We start from the raw sequence: 22,453 nt of genomic DNA, 5'->3' as shown, positions 1-22,453 counted from the left end.
AAAAATGTTATTGGCTTTTTTCATGTAAGTTTGCCATTCGTTTTTCAACGAAACTGTTATGATAATACTTTACCTGTTTGTAGGTGTTCTTGCCACCATACTTTCTGCAATTCCCTTAGGTGCGGTAAATATCTCTGTAATACAGACCACTCTTAAGTCTGGTGAAAAAACAGCATTTAAAATTGCTCTTGGTGCTGGTTTTGGAGAAATTTTATTAGCGTTGCTAGCACTTAATTTTAATATGATGATAGCTTCATTCTTTGAGCGTAATATGTGGCTTCATCTTACTATCATTCTTTTGTTTTTTATAGCTGGTATATATTTCCTGGTTAAAAAGCCTTCAAAAAATGATGACCGCAGCCACTGGTATGACATGGGAACCTCTAAGTACCTTAAAGGTTTTGTACTATCGTTGTTAAATCCGCCAGTGATGATTTATTGGTTGGTAGCATTCAGTATTATAAATAAACATCTTATAATGATTACCTCTAACTCATCTCCATTAGATTTGTTAGTGTTTTTTATTGGCGTTTATTTGGGTAAAGTCTTAACCCTTTATGGTTATTCTAAATGGAGTAATACAGTTAAAGGTGACACCAAAACTGTACAAAAAAAAGTATCTCGATTCTTAGGTGTCGTATTGCTAGGTTTAGCAATTTTTCAAGGCATAAAATTTTTAGTTAACTCTTAACGTCTAACGCATCTCTAAGAGCGTTACCTATTAGCATAAATGCCATTACTAAGCTCATTATACCCAAGCCAGGTATAATTGCCAGGTAAGCTTTACCTAAAATTATATAACTGTAATGGTCTTTTATCATTGCTCCCCAACTTGGCATTGGAGGTTGTGCTCCTATACCTAAAAAACTAAGACCACTTTCAATTAATATTGCAGCAGCAAAATTAGCTGCAGAGATTACAATTACTGGTGCTAAAATATTTGGTAAGATGTGTTTTACAATTATTCTACCATTTGTAAAACCTAAAGCACGTGCTGCAGTTACATATTGCATATTTTTTACGCTCATTACTTGGCCACGAACAACTCTTGCAACCTCTACCCACATAGTTAAACCTACTGCAATAAACACTTGCCAAAATCCCTTACCTAAAGCCAATGTAATGGCTATTACTAATAGTAAAGTAGGTATAGACCACGTTACATTTATAAGCCACATGATAGCTGCATCTATCTTACCACCGTAAAACCCTGCAAGTGCTCCCAAACTTATTCCTATTAACAACGAGATAAATACTGCTACAAAACCAATAGATAGTGAAATACGAATACCTACTAGCATTCTGCTTAGTAAATCTCTACCATACTTATCTGTTCCTAATAAAAATGTTTGTTCATTTATAAATTGAGATTCGATTTCGGTTTTAGTTAAGCCTTTGGGAAAAGATGCAAAAGAATAGGTTTTAGGCAAACCTTTAATGCTTTCATCTGTATAAGGTGTTACAATTATTGATTCTCCCTCAAACTTATAATCTACAATAGGTAACTCTGTAGAATTGTCTTCCTTACCAAATAAGAGTTTATCCAAAAAAGATTGTTCTTGCTCTAATTTTGATGGTATGGTAAGAATAGTAGCCTTAAATCCTGGCTTCTTAGAGTGAATTGAAATATGTTGTTGATTAGCATTTTGAGAATTATCTGGTGCTAATGCATAAGCAAATATTGCAAGTAATACTCCCAAGACAACAAACCAGAAACTCAAAACGCCCCAAAAGTTTTTTTTAAATTTTTGGAGCGCGAGTTGAGATAATGAATTGGCGTTTGCCATTCTATTTATTAGTTCTTAATGTTTGCTACTTTACTGCGCTTAATGTTATTAAGCTTTAAATCTTTAAGAACGCTTATTGCTTCTTCCATATAAACATCCTTGCTTAAGTTTTCGTGCCATCTTGAGCGCTTTTCCTTAAGTATTGTATCATTTACAAATAACTCTTCTTCGTAAGGTAAAGACTTATACGTAAGATCTGATTTGTATTTAGAAATAGCATCGTATTTTTTAGCTTCAGCTTCATCTTTTTCTACCTCAGCTTTATATGTTGAATAATTTAAAGAAAACTCATTGTCTTCACGTTGGGCACTTACCCATTTAGCATTTTCTTCAATTAGCTTTAACTGCTCGTTTGCAGCCATACGATCTTTACTGCTTGAAATTGTTTCTTCAAAATCTATATAACCTTCCCAAGGTGTATAATCTGCAGAGTCTATCTTATCCCAAGGTAGCGGATTTTCTAAATCTTTTTCTCCTATATCTATAAAGCTATAACGATCTACAACTACAACATCACTCTTTACTCCTTCTAATTGTGTTGATCCTCCATTAACTCTATAAAACTTTTGAGTTGTTACTTTTAAAGCACCCATATCTCCATATTCGTTTTGGCGTAACCAACGGTTTAAATCCATTACATTTTGTACTGTACCCTTACCATATGTTTGCTTACTTCCAATAATAATAGCGCGTTTGTAATCTTGCATTGCAGCAGCTAAAATCTCTGATGCAGATGCAGACAACTCATTTACTAAAATTACCAAAGGACCATCCCAAAGAATGCTCTTGTCTTTGTCTTTTAGAACTTCTTGGCCAGCTTCTTTTGTTTTAACTTGTACAACAGGTCCTTCTTCTATAAACATACCTGCAATATCTACAACAGTTTGTAATGAGCCACCACCATTGTTACGTAAGTCTAAAACTAGACCTTCCATACCTTCTTTCTTAAGACGAATAATTTCTTCTTTTACATCTTTAGCAGCATTACGTTCTTTGTAATTTTGCATATCAAAGTAAAACTTTGGAAGGTTAATAACCCCAAATCGTTGTTCATCTTTATCTACAATTGCAGATTTTGCGTAAGTTTCTTCAAGCTCTACAACATCTCTAATAATTGCGATATCTTCAATTGTACCATCAACTTTTTTAACGGTTAATACTACTTTTGTGCCTTTAGGACCTTTAATTAAGCTAACAGCATCATCTAAGCGCATTCCTACAATACTTACAGGTTCTTTTTCATCTTCCTGTTTTACTTTAAGAATTTGGTCACCTACCTCAATCTCTTCACCTCTCCAAGCTGGACCGCCAGATATAATTTCAACAATTTTAATATTATCACTTTTACGTTGTAAACGCGCTCCAATACCTTCTAGCTTTCCAGACATTTGTATATCAAACCTATCTTTATCACTAGGAGCAAAGTAAAACGAGTGAGGATCAAACTCTTCAACAATAGCATTTATGTAGATTGAAAACCAGTCCTTACGCTCTAAATCATCATTAAAATCGAAATATTCTTGGTAAGATGTTCGTGTAACTTCTCTAGCTTCAACTTCTAATTCTTCATCTGTTTTAGCAACTTCATCTTCGCTTCTTTCTTGATCTTCCTGCTTTTCTAAATATGTAGATAATGTAGAAAATTTAAGTTGCTTACGCCATCTATCTTTTAGTTCTTCCTTACTGGTTGCATAAGGTAAGTTATCATAATCTGTATTAATGGTTTCATCTTCATTAAAATTGAATGGCTTCTCTAAAAGTTCTGGATAAAATGCCTTAGCATCTTTCATACGCTCTACCAATCTTTCATGAGTTAATGAAAAAAAGGATACTTCTAAATTATTTACCTGATCGTCAATTTGGTCTTCATAAGCCTTAAACTCTTCAATATCTGAAGCTAAGAAATAACGTTTTAAAGGGTCTAACGCATTTATATAATCATTAAACACTGCTTTAGAAAAATTATCATCTATATCTTTTGCATCATAATGGGCTTTGCTAAGCACATAAGAAATAAGATCTATGAGTAATTTATCTTTATTATCGTTTTCAAAATTTTTAGTTGTGAAACTGCAAGAGGCTATGGCAAAGACCAAGCCTATTATTAATATTTTATAATTCCTTTTCATAATCCTGATTATGGTCATTGTTTCGTTTTCATTTTATATACGGTAAAAACCGTGCCAACATCTGCTAAGCTAGCCAATTATTTGTTAACTAACTCATAAGTTTTAGGTATTATTAATTCAGTAGTTTTGCAGCTTTATAACTTACAACTTATGGCTAACAAAAAACCTTTAATATTAGTTACCAATGATGACGGTATAACAGCACCTGGAATACGAGCTCTTATATCTGTCATGAAAGACATAGGAAACGTAGTGGTTGTTGCACCAGATAGCCCACAAAGTGCTATGGGACACGCAATAACAATTAACGACACCCTATATTGCGACCCCGTTAAAATGACAGAAGATGCTGACCATAAGGAATATAGCTGCTCTGGAACTCCTGCAGACTGTGTTAAATTAGCAACACAAGAAATTTTACACAGAAAGCCAGATTTATGTGTAAGCGGTGTAAATCACGGCTCAAACTCATCAATCAACGTTATTTATAGCGGAACAATGAGTGCTGCTGTTGAAGCTGGTGTAGAAGGTATTCCGGCAATTGGATTTTCTTTATTAGATTATTCGTTAGAAGCAGACTTTGAACCGTGTAAAAAATACATAAAAGCGATTACTGAACATGTCTTAGACAAAGGCCTACCCAAAGGTGTTGTTTTAAATGTAAACCTTCCAAAACTAAAAGAGAAAGAAATTAAGGGCATTAAAGTATGCCGCCAGGCCAAAGCGCATTGGGTAGAAGATTTTGATAAACGAAAAAGCCCTCAAGGCAGAGATTACTATTGGCTTACTGGAGAATTTATTAACGAAGATAAAGGTGAAGATACAGATGAATGGGCACTTAGCAACGGCTACGTGAGCGTAGTACCTGTTCAATTTGATTTAACTGCACATCACTTTATTCAAGATTTAAATAGCTGGGAATTAAATGACTAGTATAGATATTAAAAAAGAATTATTAATTGGTTTTGTAACTGGTTTAATAGCAACTTGTATAGGAACTATCTTATACATCCTTATATTTTCTAATGAGTCTTTAGACAGCACTTTTAATGCTGCTGTAGAAAATGAATTTCTAGGTAGCCTTATTGCACTTGGAGCAGTAGCTAACTTCTTTCCATTTTTTGTATTTCTCAAAAAGAAAAAAGACCATCGTGCTAAAGGCGTTTTAATTGTATCATTAATGACGGCTATTGCTATTGCTATCCTGAAGTTTGGTTAATTAACCATCACTAGTTGTTAATTTTGTAATTTTAAGGTGATTTTCACCATACGACATACCCTATGAAATATTATATAATTGCTGGTGAAGCCAGTGGCGATTTGCACGCTGCTAACCTAATGAAAGCTTTAAAGAAAAAAGATCCTCAAGCCGATTTTAGGTTTTGGGGTGGCGATTTAATGCAAGATGTAGGCGGCACACAGGTAAAGCATTATAAAGAATTGGCTTTTATGGGGTTTATTGAGGTGGTGATGAACTTAAGAACCATTCTTAAAAATATAACGCTTTGTAAAAAAGACATAACAAATTACAACCCAGATGTTATTATTTTTGTAGACTATCCTGGCTTTAATTTACGAATTGCCAAATGGGCTAAAACTGAAGGTTACAAAACACACTATTACATTTCTCCACAAATTTGGGCTTGGAAAGAAGGACGTATTAAAGATATTAAGCGTGATGTAGATGCTATGTACGTTATACTGCCTTTCGAAAAAGAGTTTTATGAAGATAAACATAATTTTCCGGTGCATTTTGTAGGACATCCACTTATTGATGCAATTGCGCAAAAACAACTTATAAACCCATCTGATTTTAAAGCTGAATTCAATTTAGACAACCGCCCTATCATTGCATTATTACCTGGTAGCAGAAAGCAGGAAATATCTAAAATGTTAGAGGTTATGCTTAGCGTTACTAAAGATTTTAAAGACTATCAATTTGTAATTGCTGGAGCACCTAGCCAAGATGCGGCGTTCTACTCTAAATTCACTAAAAAGCAAAATGTAAATTTAGTAATGAACAGGACTTACGATATTTTAAGTCTTGCAACAGCTGCTTTGGTAACATCTGGAACAGCTACTTTAGAAACAGCATTATTTAAAGTACCTGAAGTGGTTTGTTATAAAGGTAGTACCATCTCTTATCAAATTGCTAAGCGTGTTATTAACCTAGAATATATTTCGCTCGTTAATTTAATTATGGATAAATCCGTAGTAAAAGAATTAATACAAGGTGATTTTAATACCAAAACATTAAAAAAAGAGTTGAGTATAATTTTAGACGATACAAACAGACAAAACTTGTTTTTAGACTATTATGATTTGGAAAAGAAATTGGGCGGTGCAGGAGCTAGTGATAAAACGGCACAACTAATTGTTGATGCAATTTCATAATCAATTTATATTTTTATTACATTTCACACTCACTTTACACCACTCTTAATGCGCTTAATTTTAATCTCTGTTTTAGCTCTTGTTTTGTTTTCATCTTGCGGTAGCTCTAAACCTCGAGTTGTAACTACTGTAAAAGAACAAGAAAAGATCAAGCCTGTTATAAGAACCAAAAAGGATGCAAAAAAAAGTGAACACGTTGTGTTTGTCGAAAAAACCGAAGAAGACAAGCGCGCTTCTAAAATCACCAACTACGCATTAGATTTTAAAGGCACGCCATATAAATTTGGTGGCACCACAAAACGCGGAATGGATTGTAGCGGTCTTGTCTATACTTCTTTTAAAACTGAAGATGTAGAGTTGCCGAGAACCTCACGAGCAATGTCTCTACAAGGCACTCGCTTAAAATTAGATGAAGTTAATGAAGGTGATTTATTATTTTTTGAAACAAATAAAAATAGAAAGGTTATAAACCATGTTGGATTAGTTGTAGGGTTTAATGATGAAGATATTTTATTTATACACTCAACAAGTTCAAGAGGTGTAATTGTATCTAATTTTAGCGAAGCTTACTGGCAAAATGCTTTTGTAATGGCTAGACGCGTTTTATAGATAACCTAAATTAAAATAAATTGATTACTTTTCAATATGAAAGTGCTCAATTTCAGTATCATAAAGCTCACCTTAGCTATTATTGCTGGTATTTTAATAGCCTACACGTTTACCATTAGCTTTAAGCCTGTCATTACTTTACTTTGTAGTACTGTCCTATTTTTCACTATTTTATTTATAAAGTCTAAACGAAGCAAGAAACAAGATGCCTTATTTGGTGTAGCTGCACTTTTCTTATTTGTTTGTATAGGAATGTTTTCTTGGGAAATTAACCAACCTAAAAACAACCCGAATCATTTTACAAACTCAATTTCATATGAAAACACATTAACTTTAAAAGGACATGTTTTAGAACAGCTTAAGCCTTATAGTTATTCAGAAAATTATATTTTCAATATTGAGCGTATAAACAATAAGCCCATTACTGGTAAAATTCTACTTAAGGTTCGCATAGAAGACTCTTTAAAACCTACGTATAATATTGGAGAATACTTAGCCTTTAAGAGTACACTATCTAAAGTTACAGAACCCAAAAACCCATATCAATTTAACTATGCTAAATATCTTGAGCATCAAAATATATTAGCACAGGTAAGTATTAGCAACCGAGAGATATTTCAATTTTCAGAGGTTAAAATTTCAATGTATAGTATTGCGAACACGTTGAGAAACAACATAGAAATAGCGTTAATTGACAATGGTTTTAAAGGTGACGAACTTGCTGTTATAAAGGCATTATTATTAGGGCAAAAAAAAGACATTTCAAAAGATATGTATGACGACTACGCATCTGCTGGTGTTATACATATTTTAGCTGTTTCTGGTTTGCATGTTGGTATTATACTAATGCTACTTCAACTTATACTATCACCACTTTTCAGGTTTAAACACGGCAATGTCTTTAAAACTGTTTTAATTGTACTCTTTTTATGGTGTTTTGCAATAATTGCAGGTTTATCTCCATCGGTTATTAGAGCAGTTACAATGTTTTCATTTTTAGCTGTTGCACTAAATCTGAAAAGAAAAACTAGTACTTTGAACACCTTGTTTTTATCTGCACTTGTAATACTATTAGTGGAACCCCAATTTTTATTTTCAGTGGGCTTTCAATTAAGTTATCTGGCTGTATTTTCTATAATACTATTGCAGCCTAAATTATCTAAACTCATTCCTAGACCTAAATATTATATTTCAAGAATCTTATGGGGTGTTTTTACTGTAACTATTGCTGCACAGATTGGCGTATTGCCTTTAAGTTTATTTTATTTCCATCAATTTCCAGGGTTGTTTTTTGTTACAAATCTTATCATAATTCCCTTTTTAGGCATCATTTTAGGGTATGGGCTTCTTTGTATCTCATTAGCCCTTTTGGGTATTCTACCTTCGTTTATAGCTGAAGGCTTCAGGCTAGTAATCGGGTTTATGAATTCTGTTATAAGTTGGGTTGCACAACAAAATTCTTTTGTATTTAAGGAGATCCCATTTTCAGAAATTCAAACTATAGTTACTTATGTTTTAATTGGTACTATTTTAATATCCATACAACGTTTTAAGCCTACAAACTTCATTTATATACTTTGTGCTGTAGTTATTTTTCAACTTGGGTTTATGTATGAGTCCTACACTGCAAAGACTACTGAGGAGTTTGTAGTTTTTCAGCAAACTGCTCAAACCGTTATTGGTTTAAAAAAAGGAGAACATTTTGAAGTGTCGCTTAAAGATTCAAGTAGCACTTCATTTACTCAGCAGTTAGTTTCAAATTATATTGTTGGTAGTCACTTAGATTCAGTTTCTACAGTTCCCTTAAAAAATGTTTATCAATTTAAGGGTAATCGTATTTACGTGATTGATAGTTTAGGTGTTTATAGTTCTGCTTTTAATAACGCTACCATCATACTTAGCAATTCTCCAAAAATTAATTTAAATAGACTTATAGACTCTATTTCTCCAGAACGTATTATAGCAGATGGAAATAATTATAAAAGCTATGTAAAACGTTGGAAAGCTACTGCAAAACATAAAAAACTCCCTTTTCATCCAACTGGAGAAAAAGGAGCTTTCCTAATAAAAGACTGAACATCTTAGCACTATTCAGTCCTACTAACACTTACCGTAAGCTGGTTAGCTTGGGTAATTAATTTTTAAATTTATAGTTGAAATTGTCTTTATAGGCATTCCAAGCTTCAGCAGTATTTAAACGTTTATAGTCGTCATTGTTAATCATTTTAAGGTAAACTTCCAGTTGAGTTGGGCTTTGATAACCAACTACAGGAGCTATAACCTTTCCTGTTTCATCAAAAAACACAATACTTGGGTATCCAGTAATTTTTAAAGCGTGAGCAAATAAATGCTGACTGTTCCTGCCTTTTCTGTCTGGATTATAATTTGGGTTTGTATAAGTAAAGTCGTTATAATTAACCTCTTCTGTACCTTCTGCATTAAATTTTACTGCATAATAGTTATTTGAAATATACTTAGCCACATCTTTATTCTGCAGCGTTTTCTTATCCATTAATTTACAAGGACCACACCAATCTGTATAAACATCAACAAAAATCTTCTTAGGATTTTCTTTTTGTGCTTCTAATGCATCATTCATACTCATCCATTCTACTTCTTGAGCAGATAGCGTTGTAGTAAATATTAAAAGAACTAAGAGTAGTGTGTATTTCATAATATGTAATGTTTATTAAACAAAAATCATTCCGTTATTTAGAATGTTTCCATTTAAAAACTAATCCTATAACGTAAATGTTATAGGATTAGTATAAAATGTTATAATAAGTTTTTAATTATCTAATACCGTGCATCATTCTCTTAATAATAGGAGAAATAAGTACCATAATGATACCAGCTCCAATTGGAATAAGTGTAAAGATTAAAAAGAATGTTGAAAGTCCATGTTCGTCTAATATAGGATCCATAAAACTTGCTGTCCATCCACCTATAACTCCTGCCAAGAAGTTAGAGATAAACCAGATACCAAACATAAGACCTACTAATCTTACAGGCGCTAATTTACTTACATAAGATAAACCTACTGGAGATAAACAAAGCTCGCCTAGTGTATGTAGTAAGAACGCTAATACTAACCATATCATACTTACTGAAGCTGTTTTAGCACCTAATGGTATATCCATAGAGCCATAAGCTAAAGCTGCAAAACCTATACCTACAAGGATTAATCCCATAGCAAACTTAATTGGACCTGTAGGATTAAATCTAGACTGCCAAAATTTTGCAAATAGCGGTGCAAACAAAATGATAAATAATGAGTTTAAAACTGAGAACCAAGATGCTGCTACTTCTGTAGTATCAGATTGAAATTCTCTCACTAACATCCAAATTACGATTCCCCAAATAATAGCAAAACTTAATCCGAGCCAAAAATTAGATAAAGCAAACTTTTTAAATGTCTGTTTGAACAGCATTCCCAATACATATGTAATTACCAACAATGGCACTACTGTTATAATTGTATTAATTATTTTAAATATTAGGGCAGAATCTCCTGTTAATGCGCGGTCTGTATAATCACTTGCAAAAATGGTCATTGAAGATCCAGCTTGCTCAAATGCCCACCAAAAGAATGTAGTAAACAATGCGAATATTGAAATAACAATAATACGGTCACGAGTCACATTTGCCGGAACTTCTTCTGGCTTATTTTCTAATAAATCTTCCTCTGCTTGTATGCCGCGTTCATCAATAAAATCTGTTTCTGCCTTAGCACTTAATCCAATTTTTCCGAAAATCTTTTGACCAAAGTAAAATTGTAACATTCCGAAGAACATAAAAATACCAGCTAAACCAAATCCGTAATGCCATCCTATATTCTCTCCTATGTAACCACATAGTAAAATTCCTAAGAAAGCTCCAGCGTTAATACCCATATAAAATATAGTATATCCTGCATCTTTTTCTTCACCTTGTGATTTGTATAGTTGTCCTACCATTGAAGAAATATTTGGCTTAAACATTCCATTTCCTAAAATCAATAGCACTAGCCCGATGTAGAAAAACCAATCTGCAAAAACCTCGAAAGCCATTGATGCATGTCCTACAGTCATAATTACTGCTCCAATAATAACAGCTTTTCTGTATCCTGTAAACTTATCTGCAATAAGACCACCAATTATAGGTGTTAAGTAAACTAATCCTATATACCATCCATAAAGTATTACTGCATCTGCACGTTCCCAACCCCAACCTGGAGCATAGCCCTTTTCGGCATCTCCTAATACATTTGTTATTAAGAAAAGTACTAATAAAGCACGCATTCCGTAATACGAAAAGCGCTCCCACATTTCAGTGAAAAACAGGACAAATAATCCTGATGGTTGTCCTAAAACAGTTTTCTGGTTGGTTGCTGAACCTCCAAATCTATATTCCATATCTATTTTGTGTTAGTTATAAGTTCTCTTTAATAAAGTTTGTCATCTTAGTATACAAGTGTAACCTGGTATTTCCACCATAAATGCCGTGATTTTTATCTGGATAAATTGCCCAGTCAAATTGTTTGTTGGCTTGTATCAAGGCTTCAATCATTTGCATTGTATTTTGTACGTGTACATTATCATCTGCACTACCGTGTACCAATAAGAAATCTCCTTTTAATTTATCAACATGATTTATTGGTGAGTTATCATCATAACCACTTGCATTTTCTTGTGGTGTTGTCATATAACGTTCTGTATATATACTGTCATAAAATCTCCAGCTTGTTACAGGTGCTACTGCAATAGCCATTGCAAAGGTGTCGTTTCCTTTAAATAAACAGTTAGAAGACATAAAGCCACCATAGCTCCAACCCCAAATACCTATACGTTCAGCATCTATATAAGACTCTGCTCCTAATTGTTTTGCTGCCTGTATTTGATCTTCAACTTCATACTTTCCTAACTCTTTTTGAGTCACTTTCTTAAAATCTGCGCCTTTATAACCTGTACCACGTCCATCTACACAAGCTACTATGTAACCTTGTTGTGCAAGCATTTGGTGCCAATAGTCGTTTGTTCCATAAAATGAATTGGTTACAGATTGAGAACCTGGACCAGAATATTGAAACATTAATAATGGATATGATTTTGTAGGGTCAAAATTTTGTGGTTTTATCATCCACATATTTAAATCATTCCCATTAACATTAAGTGTCGAAAATTCTTTAGAAGACAAGTTGTAAGGTTTCAACTGCTCTAACAAAGCTTTGTTGTCTTTTATATCTCTTACTTTCTTTCCAGTTTTAGAATCTATGAGAGTAAACTCGTAAGGTGTTCTTGCGCTCGTATAAGAATTAATGAAATAGCTAAAATCACTACTAAAGTCTGCACTGTTGGTTCCTCTTTTCTGAGTTAGCTGAGCTTTGTTTTTCCCATTCATCTTAATTGAAAATACATCGCGATTTATGCTACCATTTTCTGTGCTTTGAAAATAGATGCGCCCTGTTCTTTGGTCAAAACCATAGTAATCTGTCACATCCCAATTTCCTTTTGTAACCTGATTAATTAATTTTCCTTCTTTAGAGTAATGGTAAATATGGTTCCAGTTATCTTTTTCTGATGTCCAAATAAAACTGTTATCGTTTAGAAATGTAAGGTTGTCTGTGATATCAATATATGCTTCATCCTTCTCATTAAGAACAACTTTTGAAGTATTTGCAGCGGCATCAACAAAAATTAAATCTAAATCGTTTTGATATCTGTTTAACGCTTGTACACTTAATATGTTTGCTTTCTTTGTCCACTCTAATCTTGGCAGATACTCATATTCTTTCCCAAGATTTACCGGCATACTTTGCTTAGTATTTAGATCATAAATATGTAAACTTACATCTGCATTCTTCTCTCCAGCTTTTGGGTATTTAAATACATCCTGTGTTGGATAAAGGTCTTTCTTAAAAAGATCCATCGAGAATTCTGGAACTTCAGATTCATCAAATTGTAAAAAAGCAATCTTATTACTGTCTGCATTCCAATCAAAAGCTCTTACAAAAGCAAATTCTTCTTCATAAACCCAATCTGTCACACCATTAATAATACTATTAATTTCACCATCTGTAGTAATCTGTTCTGTATCACCAGATTCAAGGTGCTTTATATAAATATTATTTTCAAACACATAGGCTACCATTGTGCCGTCTGGAGATAAAGTTGGTTCTTGTATTTTATTTTCACTAACTTTTACAATTGCCTTATTGTTTAAATCATACACATAATATATTCCTCTTGAGGATCTACGAAAAATCTGTTCGTTATTGGTTGAAAGTAAAGCCTTGGTTTCATTATTAGAAAGTTCATAGCCTTGAAAATACTGTAATCCTTCAATAGCGGCAGAGTTAATAAGCGTTCGTGTTTTTTCACCTGTTTTATAACTGTAAACATCTACCGTCATAGTATTGGCTGCTCTGTCGTAATTCTGTACAACATACTCATCGCCATTATTTAATGATCTTAAAGATTGTAAACGTTCTTGTCTAAACGTACCGTCATAAATAGATTCTAGTGTAATTTCTTTTTGTGCAAATGTTGTAGGACCAACAAATAGCAATAGGGCTAAAAAGCTATATATAATTCTCATATATGGAAAGAAAAATTAAATTGAACGCCAAGTTTAGTGAAAAATAAGCGAATATTCTCAATTTACGACCATAAATACTATGCTAAACACCACACCAAAGGTGCAAGTAACTTTAAATCACTCTCAAACTTAGTTGTTTCATATCTGTTATTCGTAACTCAAATAGCGTATTTTTGCACAAAATTAAACAGATTATGAGTGCTATTGTAGCTATTGTAGGACGACCAAATGTAGGTAAATCGACATTCTTTAACAGGATGATTCAACGCCGAGAAGCCATTACAGACGCCATTAGTGGTGTGACACGTGATCGCCATTACGGAAAGGCAGATTGGAACGGTAAAGAATTTACACTTATTGATACTGGCGGATATGTTGTAGGGTCTGATGATATTTTTGAACAGGAAATAGACAAGCAAGTAGAGCTAGCTATAGATGAAGCAGATGTCATCCTATTTATGGTCGATGTTACATCTGGAATTACTGGAATGGATGAAGATGTTGCTAAACTATTACGCCGTAGCAATAAGCCGATGATGCTTGTTGTAAATAAGGTTGATAATGCAGAGCGTCACGCAGATGCTGTGGAGTTTTACAACCTTGGCTTAGGAGAATATCATGCTATTGGAAGTATGAATGGTGCAGGAACAGGTGATTTATTAGATGAGCTTGTAAAGATTCTTCCAGAGAAAGAAGAACGCGAAGAAGATAGCTTACCTAGGTTTGCTGTTGTAGGAAGACCAAATGCGGGTAAATCTTCATTTATAAATGCATTAATTGGCGAAGACCGTTATATCGTAACAGACATTGCAGGCACTACAAGAGACTCTATTGACACTAAATACAACCGTTTTGGATTTGAGTTTAATTTAGTTGATACTGCAGGAATACGCCGTAAAACCAAAGTTAAAGAAGATTTAGAATTTTACTCTGTAATGCGCAGTGTGCGCGCTATTGAACATGCAGATGTATGTTTATTAGTAATGGATGCTACTCGTGGTTTTGATAACCAAGTACAGAATATTTTCTGGCTAGCAGAACGTAACCGAAAAGGAATAGTGATCTTAGTTAACAAATGGGATTTAGTTGAAAAAGACCACAAAAGCGTAAAGGAGTTTACAAAGCATATTCACGAACAGATTGCACCATTTACAGATGTGCCAATTATCTTTATATCTGCCTTAACAAAACAACGTATTTTCAAAGCTATTGAAACTGCTGTTGAAGTATACGAAGCAAGAAATCAAAAAATTAAGACTAGTAAACTTAATGATTTAATGCTTCCTATTATAGAAAACCAACCACCACCAGCAACTAAAGGAAAGTATATTAAAATTAAGTATTGTATGCAGTTACCAACACCGCAACCACAATTTGCGTTCTTTGCTAACTTACCGCAATACATAAAAGAGCCATATAAGCGCTTTATTGAAAACAAGTTTAGAGAAAACTTTGATTTTTCTGGTGTTCCTATTAGCATTTACTTTAGAAAAAAATAACTAGACTCTGCTGAATGATGGTGACTTTAAAAAGAACAACATCTCAAGATTCAGATTTTAATTATTTAGTAACGCTTTTAAATAAGGATTTAGCTGAAGCAGATGGCGAGATTCTTCATGCTTTCTACAAACAATTTAATCATACAAACAAGTACAACCATATTATTGTAGCCTATAGCGATGAAAAACCTATAGGCTGTGGTGTTATTAAACATTTTGATGACAATACGGTCGAGATTAAACGCATGTTTGTATTACAAGATGAGAGAGGCAAATCTGTTGCTAGTAAACTATTAGATGCTCTTGAAAATTGGGCTAAGGAATTAGGGTATTTTAACTGTGTTTTAGAAACCGGCAAGAAACAAAAAGCAGCTATTTCATTTTACACTTCATATGGTTACCAACGTATTCCTAATTATGGGCAATATAAAAACGTTGAAAACAGCTTATGTTTTAAGCATAATATTAAGTAACACACACTTTATATTTTTGTAGCTTTTATAGCAAAAACCATTGGTATTTTTTCTTCTAATGATTGTATTCTAAATTTACCTGAAACAAACTCCACGGTATTATTAAAACAGTTATAAGGTGAGTAGTCATACTCATTTAAAGTACTTATTTGCAATCCGTTTTTAATTAAACTATTTACAACTTCACTCATACTATGGTTCCAACAAACATAATCGTTTGTAATATCCGCGTCTTTTTGAGCATATGTACCCGTTTCTGTCTCTACAATTTCACCCTTATTAAAATAAGAATAGTTAATATGTTTAAAATCATCATCAAACATCCAGACTACAGGATGAAACTCTACAAAAACTAATTTTCCTGAAGGCTTCAAAAACTTAGATATCACTCTTGCCCAAGCATCTAAATCTGGTAGCCAACCTATAACACCATAACTTGTATAAACAATATCAAATTTCGATTCTAAATTATTTGGCAAATCATAAACATCTGAGCATATAAAAGACGCTTCAATATTAGCTTTATCTGCCAATTGCTCTGCAGCCTCAATTGCTTTGTCAGACAAATCTACACCTGTGCATTCGGCACCTAAACGAGCTAAAGAAATAGTGTCTTGACCAAAGTGGCATTGCAAATGAAGAATAGATTTTCCTTTTACATCTCCTAGCAATTCTAACTCTATAGACTTAAGTGAAGTATTGCCTTCTAAAAACCCTTTAACATCATAAAACTCTGAAGTAATATGATGTGTTGTACGAGCATTCCATGATGTTCTGTTTATTTCTAAATAATTAGTTTTTGAAGACATAAAATAGGGTAATGGATCTTAAAAGGTTCTGGTTAAATATATGCTCTGCAGATTACCAGCCACCACCAGCGCCGCCGCCGCCAAAGCCACCGCCACCAAAGCCACCACCAAAACCGCCACCGCCGAAGCCGCCGCCAGAAGAGCCACCAAAGCCACCGCCGCCGCCAAAACTGCCGCGACCCATACTGCTAAGGATTATAACATCTAACAAGGAGTCTCCAGCACGTCTTGTTCCAGAACCGCCGCCTTTTCCGCCACGTTTGCTAGCAAGTGCAATAAATATAATTATGAAAATAATGAAAAGTATAACACCCATAGGTAAGCCATCATTACTATTAGATTGGCGTGTACCTTTAAAGGTTCCGTCGAGAACTTGAAATATTGCAGTGGTTCCTTTATCTAAACCTCTATAATAGCTACCAGATTTAAATTCTGGTATTATAATTTTATCTATAATCTCTTTTGTTCTATAGTCTGTCATATATTCTTCCAGACCATAACCTGTAGTTATCCAAATTTTGCGATCACTTTCTGAAAGTAAGATAAAGAGACCATTATCTTCTTGAGATTGACCAATACCCCATTCTTGAGCCCATTTAGGCGCATATAAACCAATATATTCTCCTTCTAAAGACTCAATAGTGGCAATTACAATTTGCGTAGATGTAGTGTCTGCATAACTTATTAGCTTAGTATTAAGTTGCGCTTCTTCAGCATCAGATAAAATTTCAGCATAATCAAATACTGGTTTTTGATTATCTGCGCCACTTGGTTTTTCTGGTATATCGCGCTGCGCAACAACCATTTGACCAATAGCTAAGCTTAAAACAAGTAATATGTTTGTTAATTTATGCATTAGCTTTTAGAGATTTCATCAGAAAGCTCATTTACATCATCTGCATCCCAAGGAAAATGGGCTTGCAATTGTTGTCCTGCACTCAATACTCCATTAATTAACCCTTGTTTAAAATCACCTTTTTTAAATTCGGCTTGCATGGCATCTCTAGTGCTTTCCCAAAAATTATTAGGCACAACATCGTTAATACCTTTATCGCCATAAATAACAAAGCTTTTATCCTCTACAGCCACGTATATTAGCACACCATTTTCCTGCTTTGTATTATCCATCTTTAATTGATGAAATAACTCTAACGCACGATCAAAATGATCACCATCATAGGTTTTTTCTAAATGCACGCGTATTTCACCAGACGTTTGTTTTTCTGCTACACGAATAGCTTCAACAATTTCTGCTTCGTCGTTTTTAGTAAGAAAATCTTCAACTTTAGACATAGGCTTAATTAAAATCGAAATCTACATCTGGCGCATTTTCACTACCTGCATCTGCTTCATAACGCGTCATTTCTTCAAAGCCAAACCAACCTGCAAAGATTGAGTTCGGAAATTTGTTGGTGTATTTTTCATATTCACCTACTTGAGCATTGTAACGATCTCTTGCAACATTAATTCTATTCTCTGTGCCTTCTAATTGAGATTGCAGATTTAGGAAATTTTGATTTGCTTTTAGGTCTGGATAACGCTCAACAGTTACTAACAATCTAGATAGTGCCCCAGACAAACCACTTTGAGCTTGTTGGAAGTTAGAGATTGCTTCTGGCGTAAGATTGTTTGCATCTATATTAACAGATGTTGCTTTTGCACGTGCCTCAATAACTTCGGTTAAAGTTGTACGTTCAAAATCTGCTGCACCTTGCACAGTTTTAACTAAATTACCGATAAGGTCATTTCGTCTTTGGTAAGAGCTTTCTACATTACTCCAAGCTGTTTTTGCGTCTTCTCGCATCTCTACAGCATTGTTGTTAAAGCCAACAGTCATATTATAGATTACAAATCCTAATACAACAATAATAATTACGGGTATAAGCCACTTTTTCATGATAGTGAGTTTAGGTTGGTATTTGTTTAAAGGTTGTTTTTTAATTCGTTTAATTCTGCTCTAATAGCCTCCAATTTTCTAATTATCTCAAATGTTTTTAAAGATTGGTGTTTTTGCTCCTTTAAATGAGTTTTTGCGCCCTCTAAAGTAAAGCCTCTTTCTTTAACCAAATGATAGATAAATTGAAGATTCTTAATATCTTCAGGTGTAAACTTCCTGTTTCCCTTTGCATTTTTCTTGGGCTTCAGAACATCAAATTCTTTTTCCCAAAATCGTATTAAAGAGGCATTTACACCAAAGGCTTCTGCCACTTCTCCAATACTGTAATATAATTTCTGTGGAAGCGATATATGCATACTGCTAAATTAGACATTTTTTAAATACCATTATTGCAAAATACACACTCTAAGTGCCTATTAACATAGTATTACAATCTATTAGTATGATTTGCAACTGTTATGTTACATGAGGAAGAATATTAATCCAGAGATTGATTTTCTTGCTGAGATTTTTGTAGAATTTCATTAAACTCTGCTGGAGATAAATTCCCGTAGTAAAAATTAATTGGGTTAATACGTTCTCCATCTTTAAATATCTCGTAGTGCAGGTGTGGTGCTTGAGATCTTCCCGTACTTCCTACAAAGCCAATAACATCGCCACGTTTAACACGTTGGCCTTTTTTTACATTGTATTTATATAAGTGCGCATATAAACTGGTATAACCATAACCGTGATCTATCCTAATATGATTTCCATAACCGGTAGATCTGCTATCGGCGCGCTCAATAACACCATCTCCTGTTGCATAAATTGGTGTACCTCTTGGTGAGGTAAAATCCATACCGTAATGAAATTTTCTAGCCTTAGTAAAAGGATCGCTTCGCCAGCCATATCCAGAAGCAATTCTACTTAAGTCTTTGTTTCTTACAGGTTGTATTGCAGGTATTGCAGCAAGAAGTTTTTCCTTGTCTTCTGCCAACACTGCAATTTCATCAAGAGATCTAGACTGTACTACCAATTGTTTGGTAATAACATCCATACGTTTGTTACTCTTTATAATTAATTCTGAGTTATCGTAACCTTCTAAATCCTTATATCTGTTTATACCTCCAAAACCTGCACGGCGCACCTCTTCAGGAATTGGATTTGCTTCAAAATAAAGCCTGTATATATTGTTGTCTCTATCTTCAATATCTGTAAGTACAGCATTTACTTGATCCATTTTTTTATTAAGGATATCATACTGTATTTCCATATTAGCCAACTCTCGTTTTAAAGCTTTTTCCTTTGGCGTTTCAATCTGAGGAAGGTTTAAATAAAGAATATGAAATAGAAAACCCGCTAGAGCAACACCAATAACTATAAGGAATGTAAACCCAAAACGACGACCCTTCTTTCGTTCTATCTTTCGATAGGAAAGTGTGTCACTGTCATAATAGTATTTTACCTTACTCATTCGTTTAAATATGTTATTTTTGCCGATATATCTGTACGCCCTTAACGACGAAAAAACTAAGCGGAAGTGACAAATATAAAAAAATAAATTTTTCTTAAAGTAATTAACATTTGACTAATGACGTCTCAAGATATTCGTAAAACATTCCTCGAGTTTTTTAAATCTAAAAAACACAGCATTGTCACTTCTGCCCCAATGGTCATTAAAGATGACCCTACGCTAATGTTTACAAATGCTGGGATGAACCAGTTTAAAGAGTTTTTCTTAGGTAATGGAGATCCTAAAAGTAGTAGAGTTACAGACACGCAAAAATGTTTGCGCGTTAGTGGTAAGCACAACGATTTAGAGGAAGTTGGTATAGACACCTATCACCATACAATGTTCGAAATGTTAGGAAACTGGAGTTTTGGAGATTACTTTAAAGAAGAAGCTATTGCTTGGGCTTGGGAGTTGCTTACAGAAGTTTACAAGGTAAATAAAGACAACTTATACGTTACAATTTTTGAAGGTGATGCTTCTGAAAGTTTAGAACGTGATACAGAAGCTTATGATTTTTGGAAGAATCATATTTCTGAAGATCGTATTTTAAATGGAAACAAAAAAGACAACTTCTGGGAAATGGGTGCTCAAGGTCCTTGTGGTCCTTGCTCAGAAATACACGTAGATTTACGTAGCAAAGAAGAAAAAGATAAAGTATCTGGTGCAGAGCTTGTAAATGAAGATCATCCTCAAGTAGTAGAGATTTGGAATTTAGTCTTCATGCAATTCAACAGAAAAGCAGATGGCTCTTTAGAAAAACTACCTGCACAACATGTAGACACAGGTATGGGCTTTGAGCGTTTGTGTATGGTATTACAGGATAAAACCTCTAATTATGATACAGATGCTTTTACGCCACTTATTAAGGAAATAGAAACCATTACAGCTACAACCTATGGATCTTCTGAAAAAACAGACATTGCCATAAGAGTAATATCTGACCACGTACGCGCAGTTGCTTTTTCAATTGCAGATGGCCAACTTCCTAGTAACACTGGAGCAGGTTATGTTATACGCCGTATTTTACGTCGTGGTATACGTTATGGCTTTACATTCTTAAACACTAAAGAACCATTTATTTATAAATTGGTAAAGACGCTTACTAAACAAATGGGAGATGCTTACCCAGAGTTGGTTAAGCAGGAAAACCTTATTTACAATGTTATAAAAGAAGAAGAAAGCTCATTTTTAAGAACATTAGATCAAGGTCTTGTTTTATTAGATAACATTATCGAAAAATCTAAAAGCAAAGAAATTTCTGGCAAGAAAGCTTTTGAGCTTTACGATACTTATGGATTCCCTATAGATTTAACTTCCCTAATTTTAAGAGAACGTGGTTTTTCTTTAAATGAAGCTGAATTTGACGCTGAATTAAAAAAGCAACGTGACCGTTCTCGAGAAGCTACTAAAACAGAAACAGGAGATTGGGTTACATTAATTGATGATGCTGAACAAGAGTTTATTGGTTATGACCATTTAGAAGCTCAGGTTAAACTAACGCGTTACCGTAAAGTAGAAAATAAGAAAGATGGAGAAATGTATCAGCTTGTGTTTAACTTAACTCCGTTTTACGCAGAAGGTGGTGGTCAAGTTGGAGACAAAGGATATTTAGAATCTCCAGACGGCGATGTTGTTTATATTGTAGATACAAAAAAGGAAAACAACTTAGTTGTACATTTTACTAAAAACCTTCCAAAACACCCAGAAGCTACTTTTAAAGCAGTTGTAGACAGCAAGCAACGTATGCGCTCTGCTTCTAACCACACTGCCACACACTTATTACACCAAGCATTAAGATCTGTCTTAGGAACTCACGTTGAGCAAAAAGGATCTATGGTTCATAGTGGAAATTTAAGGTTTGATTTCTCACATTTCTCGAAGGTTTCAGCAGAAGAGCTAACTCAAGTTGAAGATTTTGTAAACGCTCGTATAAGAGAACAACTTCCTCTGGAAGAACAACGAAACATACCTCATCAAAAAGCATTAGACGAAGGCGCAATTGCATTGTTTGGCGAAAAATATGGCGATGCAGTTAGAACAATTCGCTTTGGTAAATCTATGGAGCTTTGTGGCGGTACACACGTTAACAATACCTCTGAAATAAGACACTTTAAAATAATTTCTGAAGGTGCTGTAGCATCTGGCATAAGACGTATTGAAGCTATTAGTAATGATGCTGTTGATACTTACTACGCAAAACAAAATCAGATTTTAGAAGATGTAAAGAGTATTCTTAAAAATCCTCAAGATACTGTAAAAGCAGTAAGCTCATTACAGGAAGAAAACTCTGAGCTTAAAAAGCAGGTAGAGCAATTATTAAAAGATAAAGCAAAACATTTAAAAGCAGAGCTTAAACAAGAACTTGAAACCATAAATGGTATTAATGTTCTTGCTAAAGAAATAGATTTAGATGCTGGCAGTATGAAAGATTTAGCTTTTGAAATTGGCGGTGAGGTAGATAATTTATTTTTAGTATTTGGCTCTAATCATAATGGCAAAGCTTTATTAAGTTGTTATATATCTAAAAATTTAGTAGCCGAAAAAGATTTAAATGCTGGTAAAATTATTAGAGATCTTGGGAAACACATACAAGGTGGCGGTGGCGGTCAACCATTTTTTGCTACTGCAGGTGGCAAAAAGCCAGATGGTATCTCTGCAGCGCTTCAAGCTTCTAAAGATATTATAAAATAATATTGAGTAACTTAATTATCAAGCCTCTACAACTTATCTCTTTTAAGTTATAGAGGCTTTTTTCATGACATACAAAACCACTTGACTAGAATTT

At 33.9% G+C, this 22,453-nt stretch carries 20 protein-coding genes; 9 read left to right on the top strand and 11 right to left on the bottom strand.

Translation table 11 applies throughout. The features are described 5' to 3' along the window. The first annotated feature begins 58 nt into the window (after positions 1-58). A complete protein-coding gene (locus tag CA2559_RS04870; RefSeq protein WP_013186735.1) occupies positions 59-691 on the top strand; it encodes a LysE family transporter in 633 nt (210 codons plus the stop codon). Here the strand turns inward: CA2559_RS04870 and CA2559_RS04865 are convergent. Then, complete coding sequence (locus CA2559_RS04865) at positions 681-1,787, bottom strand: ABC transporter permease (protein WP_013186734.1); 1,107 nt, start codon at positions 1,785-1,787, stop codon at positions 681-683. The genes CA2559_RS04870 and CA2559_RS04865 overlap by 11 nt on opposite strands. An 8-nt stretch (positions 1,788-1,795) precedes the next feature. After that, on the bottom strand, positions 1,796-3,916 hold the full coding sequence (locus CA2559_RS04860; protein ID WP_013186733.1) for a carboxy terminal-processing peptidase: 2,121 nt from the start codon (positions 3,914-3,916) through the stop codon (positions 1,796-1,798). A 150-nt stretch (positions 3,917-4,066) separates the two neighbouring features. On the opposite strand from CA2559_RS04860, the gene surE reads away from it, so the two are divergent. The 5 genes from surE to CA2559_RS04835 all read left to right on the top strand — a co-directional run bounded on the left by surE (position 4,067) and on the right by CA2559_RS04835 (position 8,995). Then, a complete protein-coding gene (surE, locus tag CA2559_RS04855; RefSeq protein WP_013186732.1) occupies positions 4,067-4,849 on the top strand; it encodes a 5'/3'-nucleotidase SurE in 783 nt (260 codons plus the stop codon). Next, a complete protein-coding gene (locus CA2559_RS04850; protein ID WP_013186731.1) occupies positions 4,842-5,135 on the top strand; it encodes a hypothetical protein in 294 nt (97 codons plus the stop codon). The genes surE and CA2559_RS04850 overlap by 8 nt, the downstream gene beginning before the upstream one ends. A gap of 62 nt (positions 5,136-5,197) precedes the next feature. Then, the gene (lpxB, locus tag CA2559_RS04845; RefSeq protein ID WP_013186730.1) at positions 5,198-6,310 is read left to right on the top strand and encodes a lipid-A-disaccharide synthase; all 1,113 of its coding nucleotides are present in this window, start codon (positions 5,198-5,200) and stop codon (positions 6,308-6,310) included. A 48-nt stretch (positions 6,311-6,358) separates the two neighbouring features. Next, positions 6,359-6,919 (top strand): C40 family peptidase, encoded by a 561-nt coding sequence (locus CA2559_RS04840; RefSeq protein WP_013186729.1) that lies wholly within the window; start codon positions 6,359-6,361, stop codon positions 6,917-6,919. 36 nt (positions 6,920-6,955) lie between these two features. Further along, a complete protein-coding gene (locus tag CA2559_RS04835; RefSeq protein ID WP_013186728.1) occupies positions 6,956-8,995 on the top strand; it encodes a ComEC/Rec2 family competence protein in 2,040 nt (679 codons plus the stop codon). Positions 8,996-9,053: 58 nt separating this feature from the next. Here CA2559_RS04835 and CA2559_RS04830 read toward each other — a convergent pair whose 3' ends face one another. The 3 genes from CA2559_RS04830 to CA2559_RS04820 all read right to left on the bottom strand — a co-directional run bounded on the left by CA2559_RS04830 (position 9,054) and on the right by CA2559_RS04820 (position 13,495). Continuing rightward, positions 9,054-9,593 carry a thioredoxin family protein gene (locus tag CA2559_RS04830; protein ID WP_013186727.1) on the bottom strand — a complete coding sequence of 180 codons (540 nt, stop codon included), beginning with the start codon at positions 9,591-9,593 and terminating at the stop codon, positions 9,054-9,056. Between the two features lie 118 nt (positions 9,594-9,711). Next, positions 9,712-11,313 carry a peptide MFS transporter gene (locus CA2559_RS04825; RefSeq protein WP_013186726.1) on the bottom strand — a complete coding sequence of 534 codons (1,602 nt, stop codon included), beginning with the start codon at positions 11,311-11,313 and terminating at the stop codon, positions 9,712-9,714. A gap of 16 nt (positions 11,314-11,329) precedes the next feature. After that, positions 11,330-13,495: a S9 family peptidase gene (locus tag CA2559_RS04820; protein ID WP_013186725.1), complete on the bottom strand. Its 2,166-nt coding sequence runs from the start codon at positions 13,493-13,495 to the stop codon at positions 11,330-11,332. A 194-nt stretch (positions 13,496-13,689) separates the two neighbouring features. Between CA2559_RS04820 and der the strand changes: the two genes are divergently transcribed. Both der and CA2559_RS04810 read left to right on the top strand, forming a co-directional pair. Beyond that, positions 13,690-14,994 carry a ribosome biogenesis GTPase Der gene (gene der, locus CA2559_RS04815; RefSeq protein ID WP_013186724.1) on the top strand — a complete coding sequence of 435 codons (1,305 nt, stop codon included), beginning with the start codon at positions 13,690-13,692 and terminating at the stop codon, positions 14,992-14,994. 14 nt (positions 14,995-15,008) lie between these two features. Beyond that, entirely contained in the window at positions 15,009-15,467 is a 459-nt protein-coding gene (locus CA2559_RS04810) for a GNAT family N-acetyltransferase (protein WP_013186723.1), read from the top strand. Positions 15,468-15,475: 8 nt separating this feature from the next. Here CA2559_RS04810 and CA2559_RS04805 read toward each other — a convergent pair whose 3' ends face one another. The 6 genes from CA2559_RS04805 to CA2559_RS04780 form a co-directional block, all read right to left on the bottom strand. Then, positions 15,476-16,276, bottom strand: a complete 801-nt coding sequence (locus CA2559_RS04805; RefSeq protein ID WP_013186722.1) for a class I SAM-dependent methyltransferase — start codon at positions 16,274-16,276, stop codon at positions 15,476-15,478. Positions 16,277-16,328: 52 nt separating this feature from the next. Further along, complete coding sequence (locus tag CA2559_RS04800) at positions 16,329-17,132, bottom strand: TPM domain-containing protein (protein WP_013186721.1); 804 nt, start codon at positions 17,130-17,132, stop codon at positions 16,329-16,331. Then, positions 17,132-17,569 (bottom strand): TPM domain-containing protein, encoded by a 438-nt coding sequence (locus CA2559_RS04795; protein WP_013186720.1) that lies wholly within the window; start codon positions 17,567-17,569, stop codon positions 17,132-17,134. The genes CA2559_RS04800 and CA2559_RS04795 overlap by 1 nt, the downstream gene beginning before the upstream one ends. A 4-nt stretch (positions 17,570-17,573) precedes the next feature. Continuing rightward, a complete protein-coding gene (locus CA2559_RS04790; protein ID WP_013186719.1) occupies positions 17,574-18,173 on the bottom strand; it encodes a LemA family protein in 600 nt (199 codons plus the stop codon). Between the two features lie 26 nt (positions 18,174-18,199). After that, positions 18,200-18,529: a MerR family transcriptional regulator gene (locus CA2559_RS04785; RefSeq protein WP_013186718.1), complete on the bottom strand. Its 330-nt coding sequence runs from the start codon at positions 18,527-18,529 to the stop codon at positions 18,200-18,202. 122 nt (positions 18,530-18,651) lie between these two features. Next, positions 18,652-19,629, bottom strand: coding sequence for a M23 family metallopeptidase (locus CA2559_RS04780; RefSeq protein WP_013186717.1), 978 nt, complete (start codon positions 19,627-19,629; stop codon positions 18,652-18,654). Between the two features lie 117 nt (positions 19,630-19,746). Here CA2559_RS04780 and alaS point away from each other — a divergent pair, with 117 nt between their 5' ends. Further along, the gene (gene alaS / locus CA2559_RS04775; protein ID WP_013186716.1) at positions 19,747-22,359 is read left to right on the top strand and encodes an alanine--tRNA ligase; all 2,613 of its coding nucleotides are present in this window, start codon (positions 19,747-19,749) and stop codon (positions 22,357-22,359) included. Positions 22,360-22,453: the final 94 nt, after the last annotated feature.

The organism is Croceibacter atlanticus HTCC2559 (assembly GCF_000196315.1).
GTDB lineage: Bacteria > Bacteroidota > Bacteroidia > Flavobacteriales > Flavobacteriaceae > Croceibacter > Croceibacter atlanticus.
This window is presented reverse-complemented; position numbering and strand designations above follow the sequence as displayed.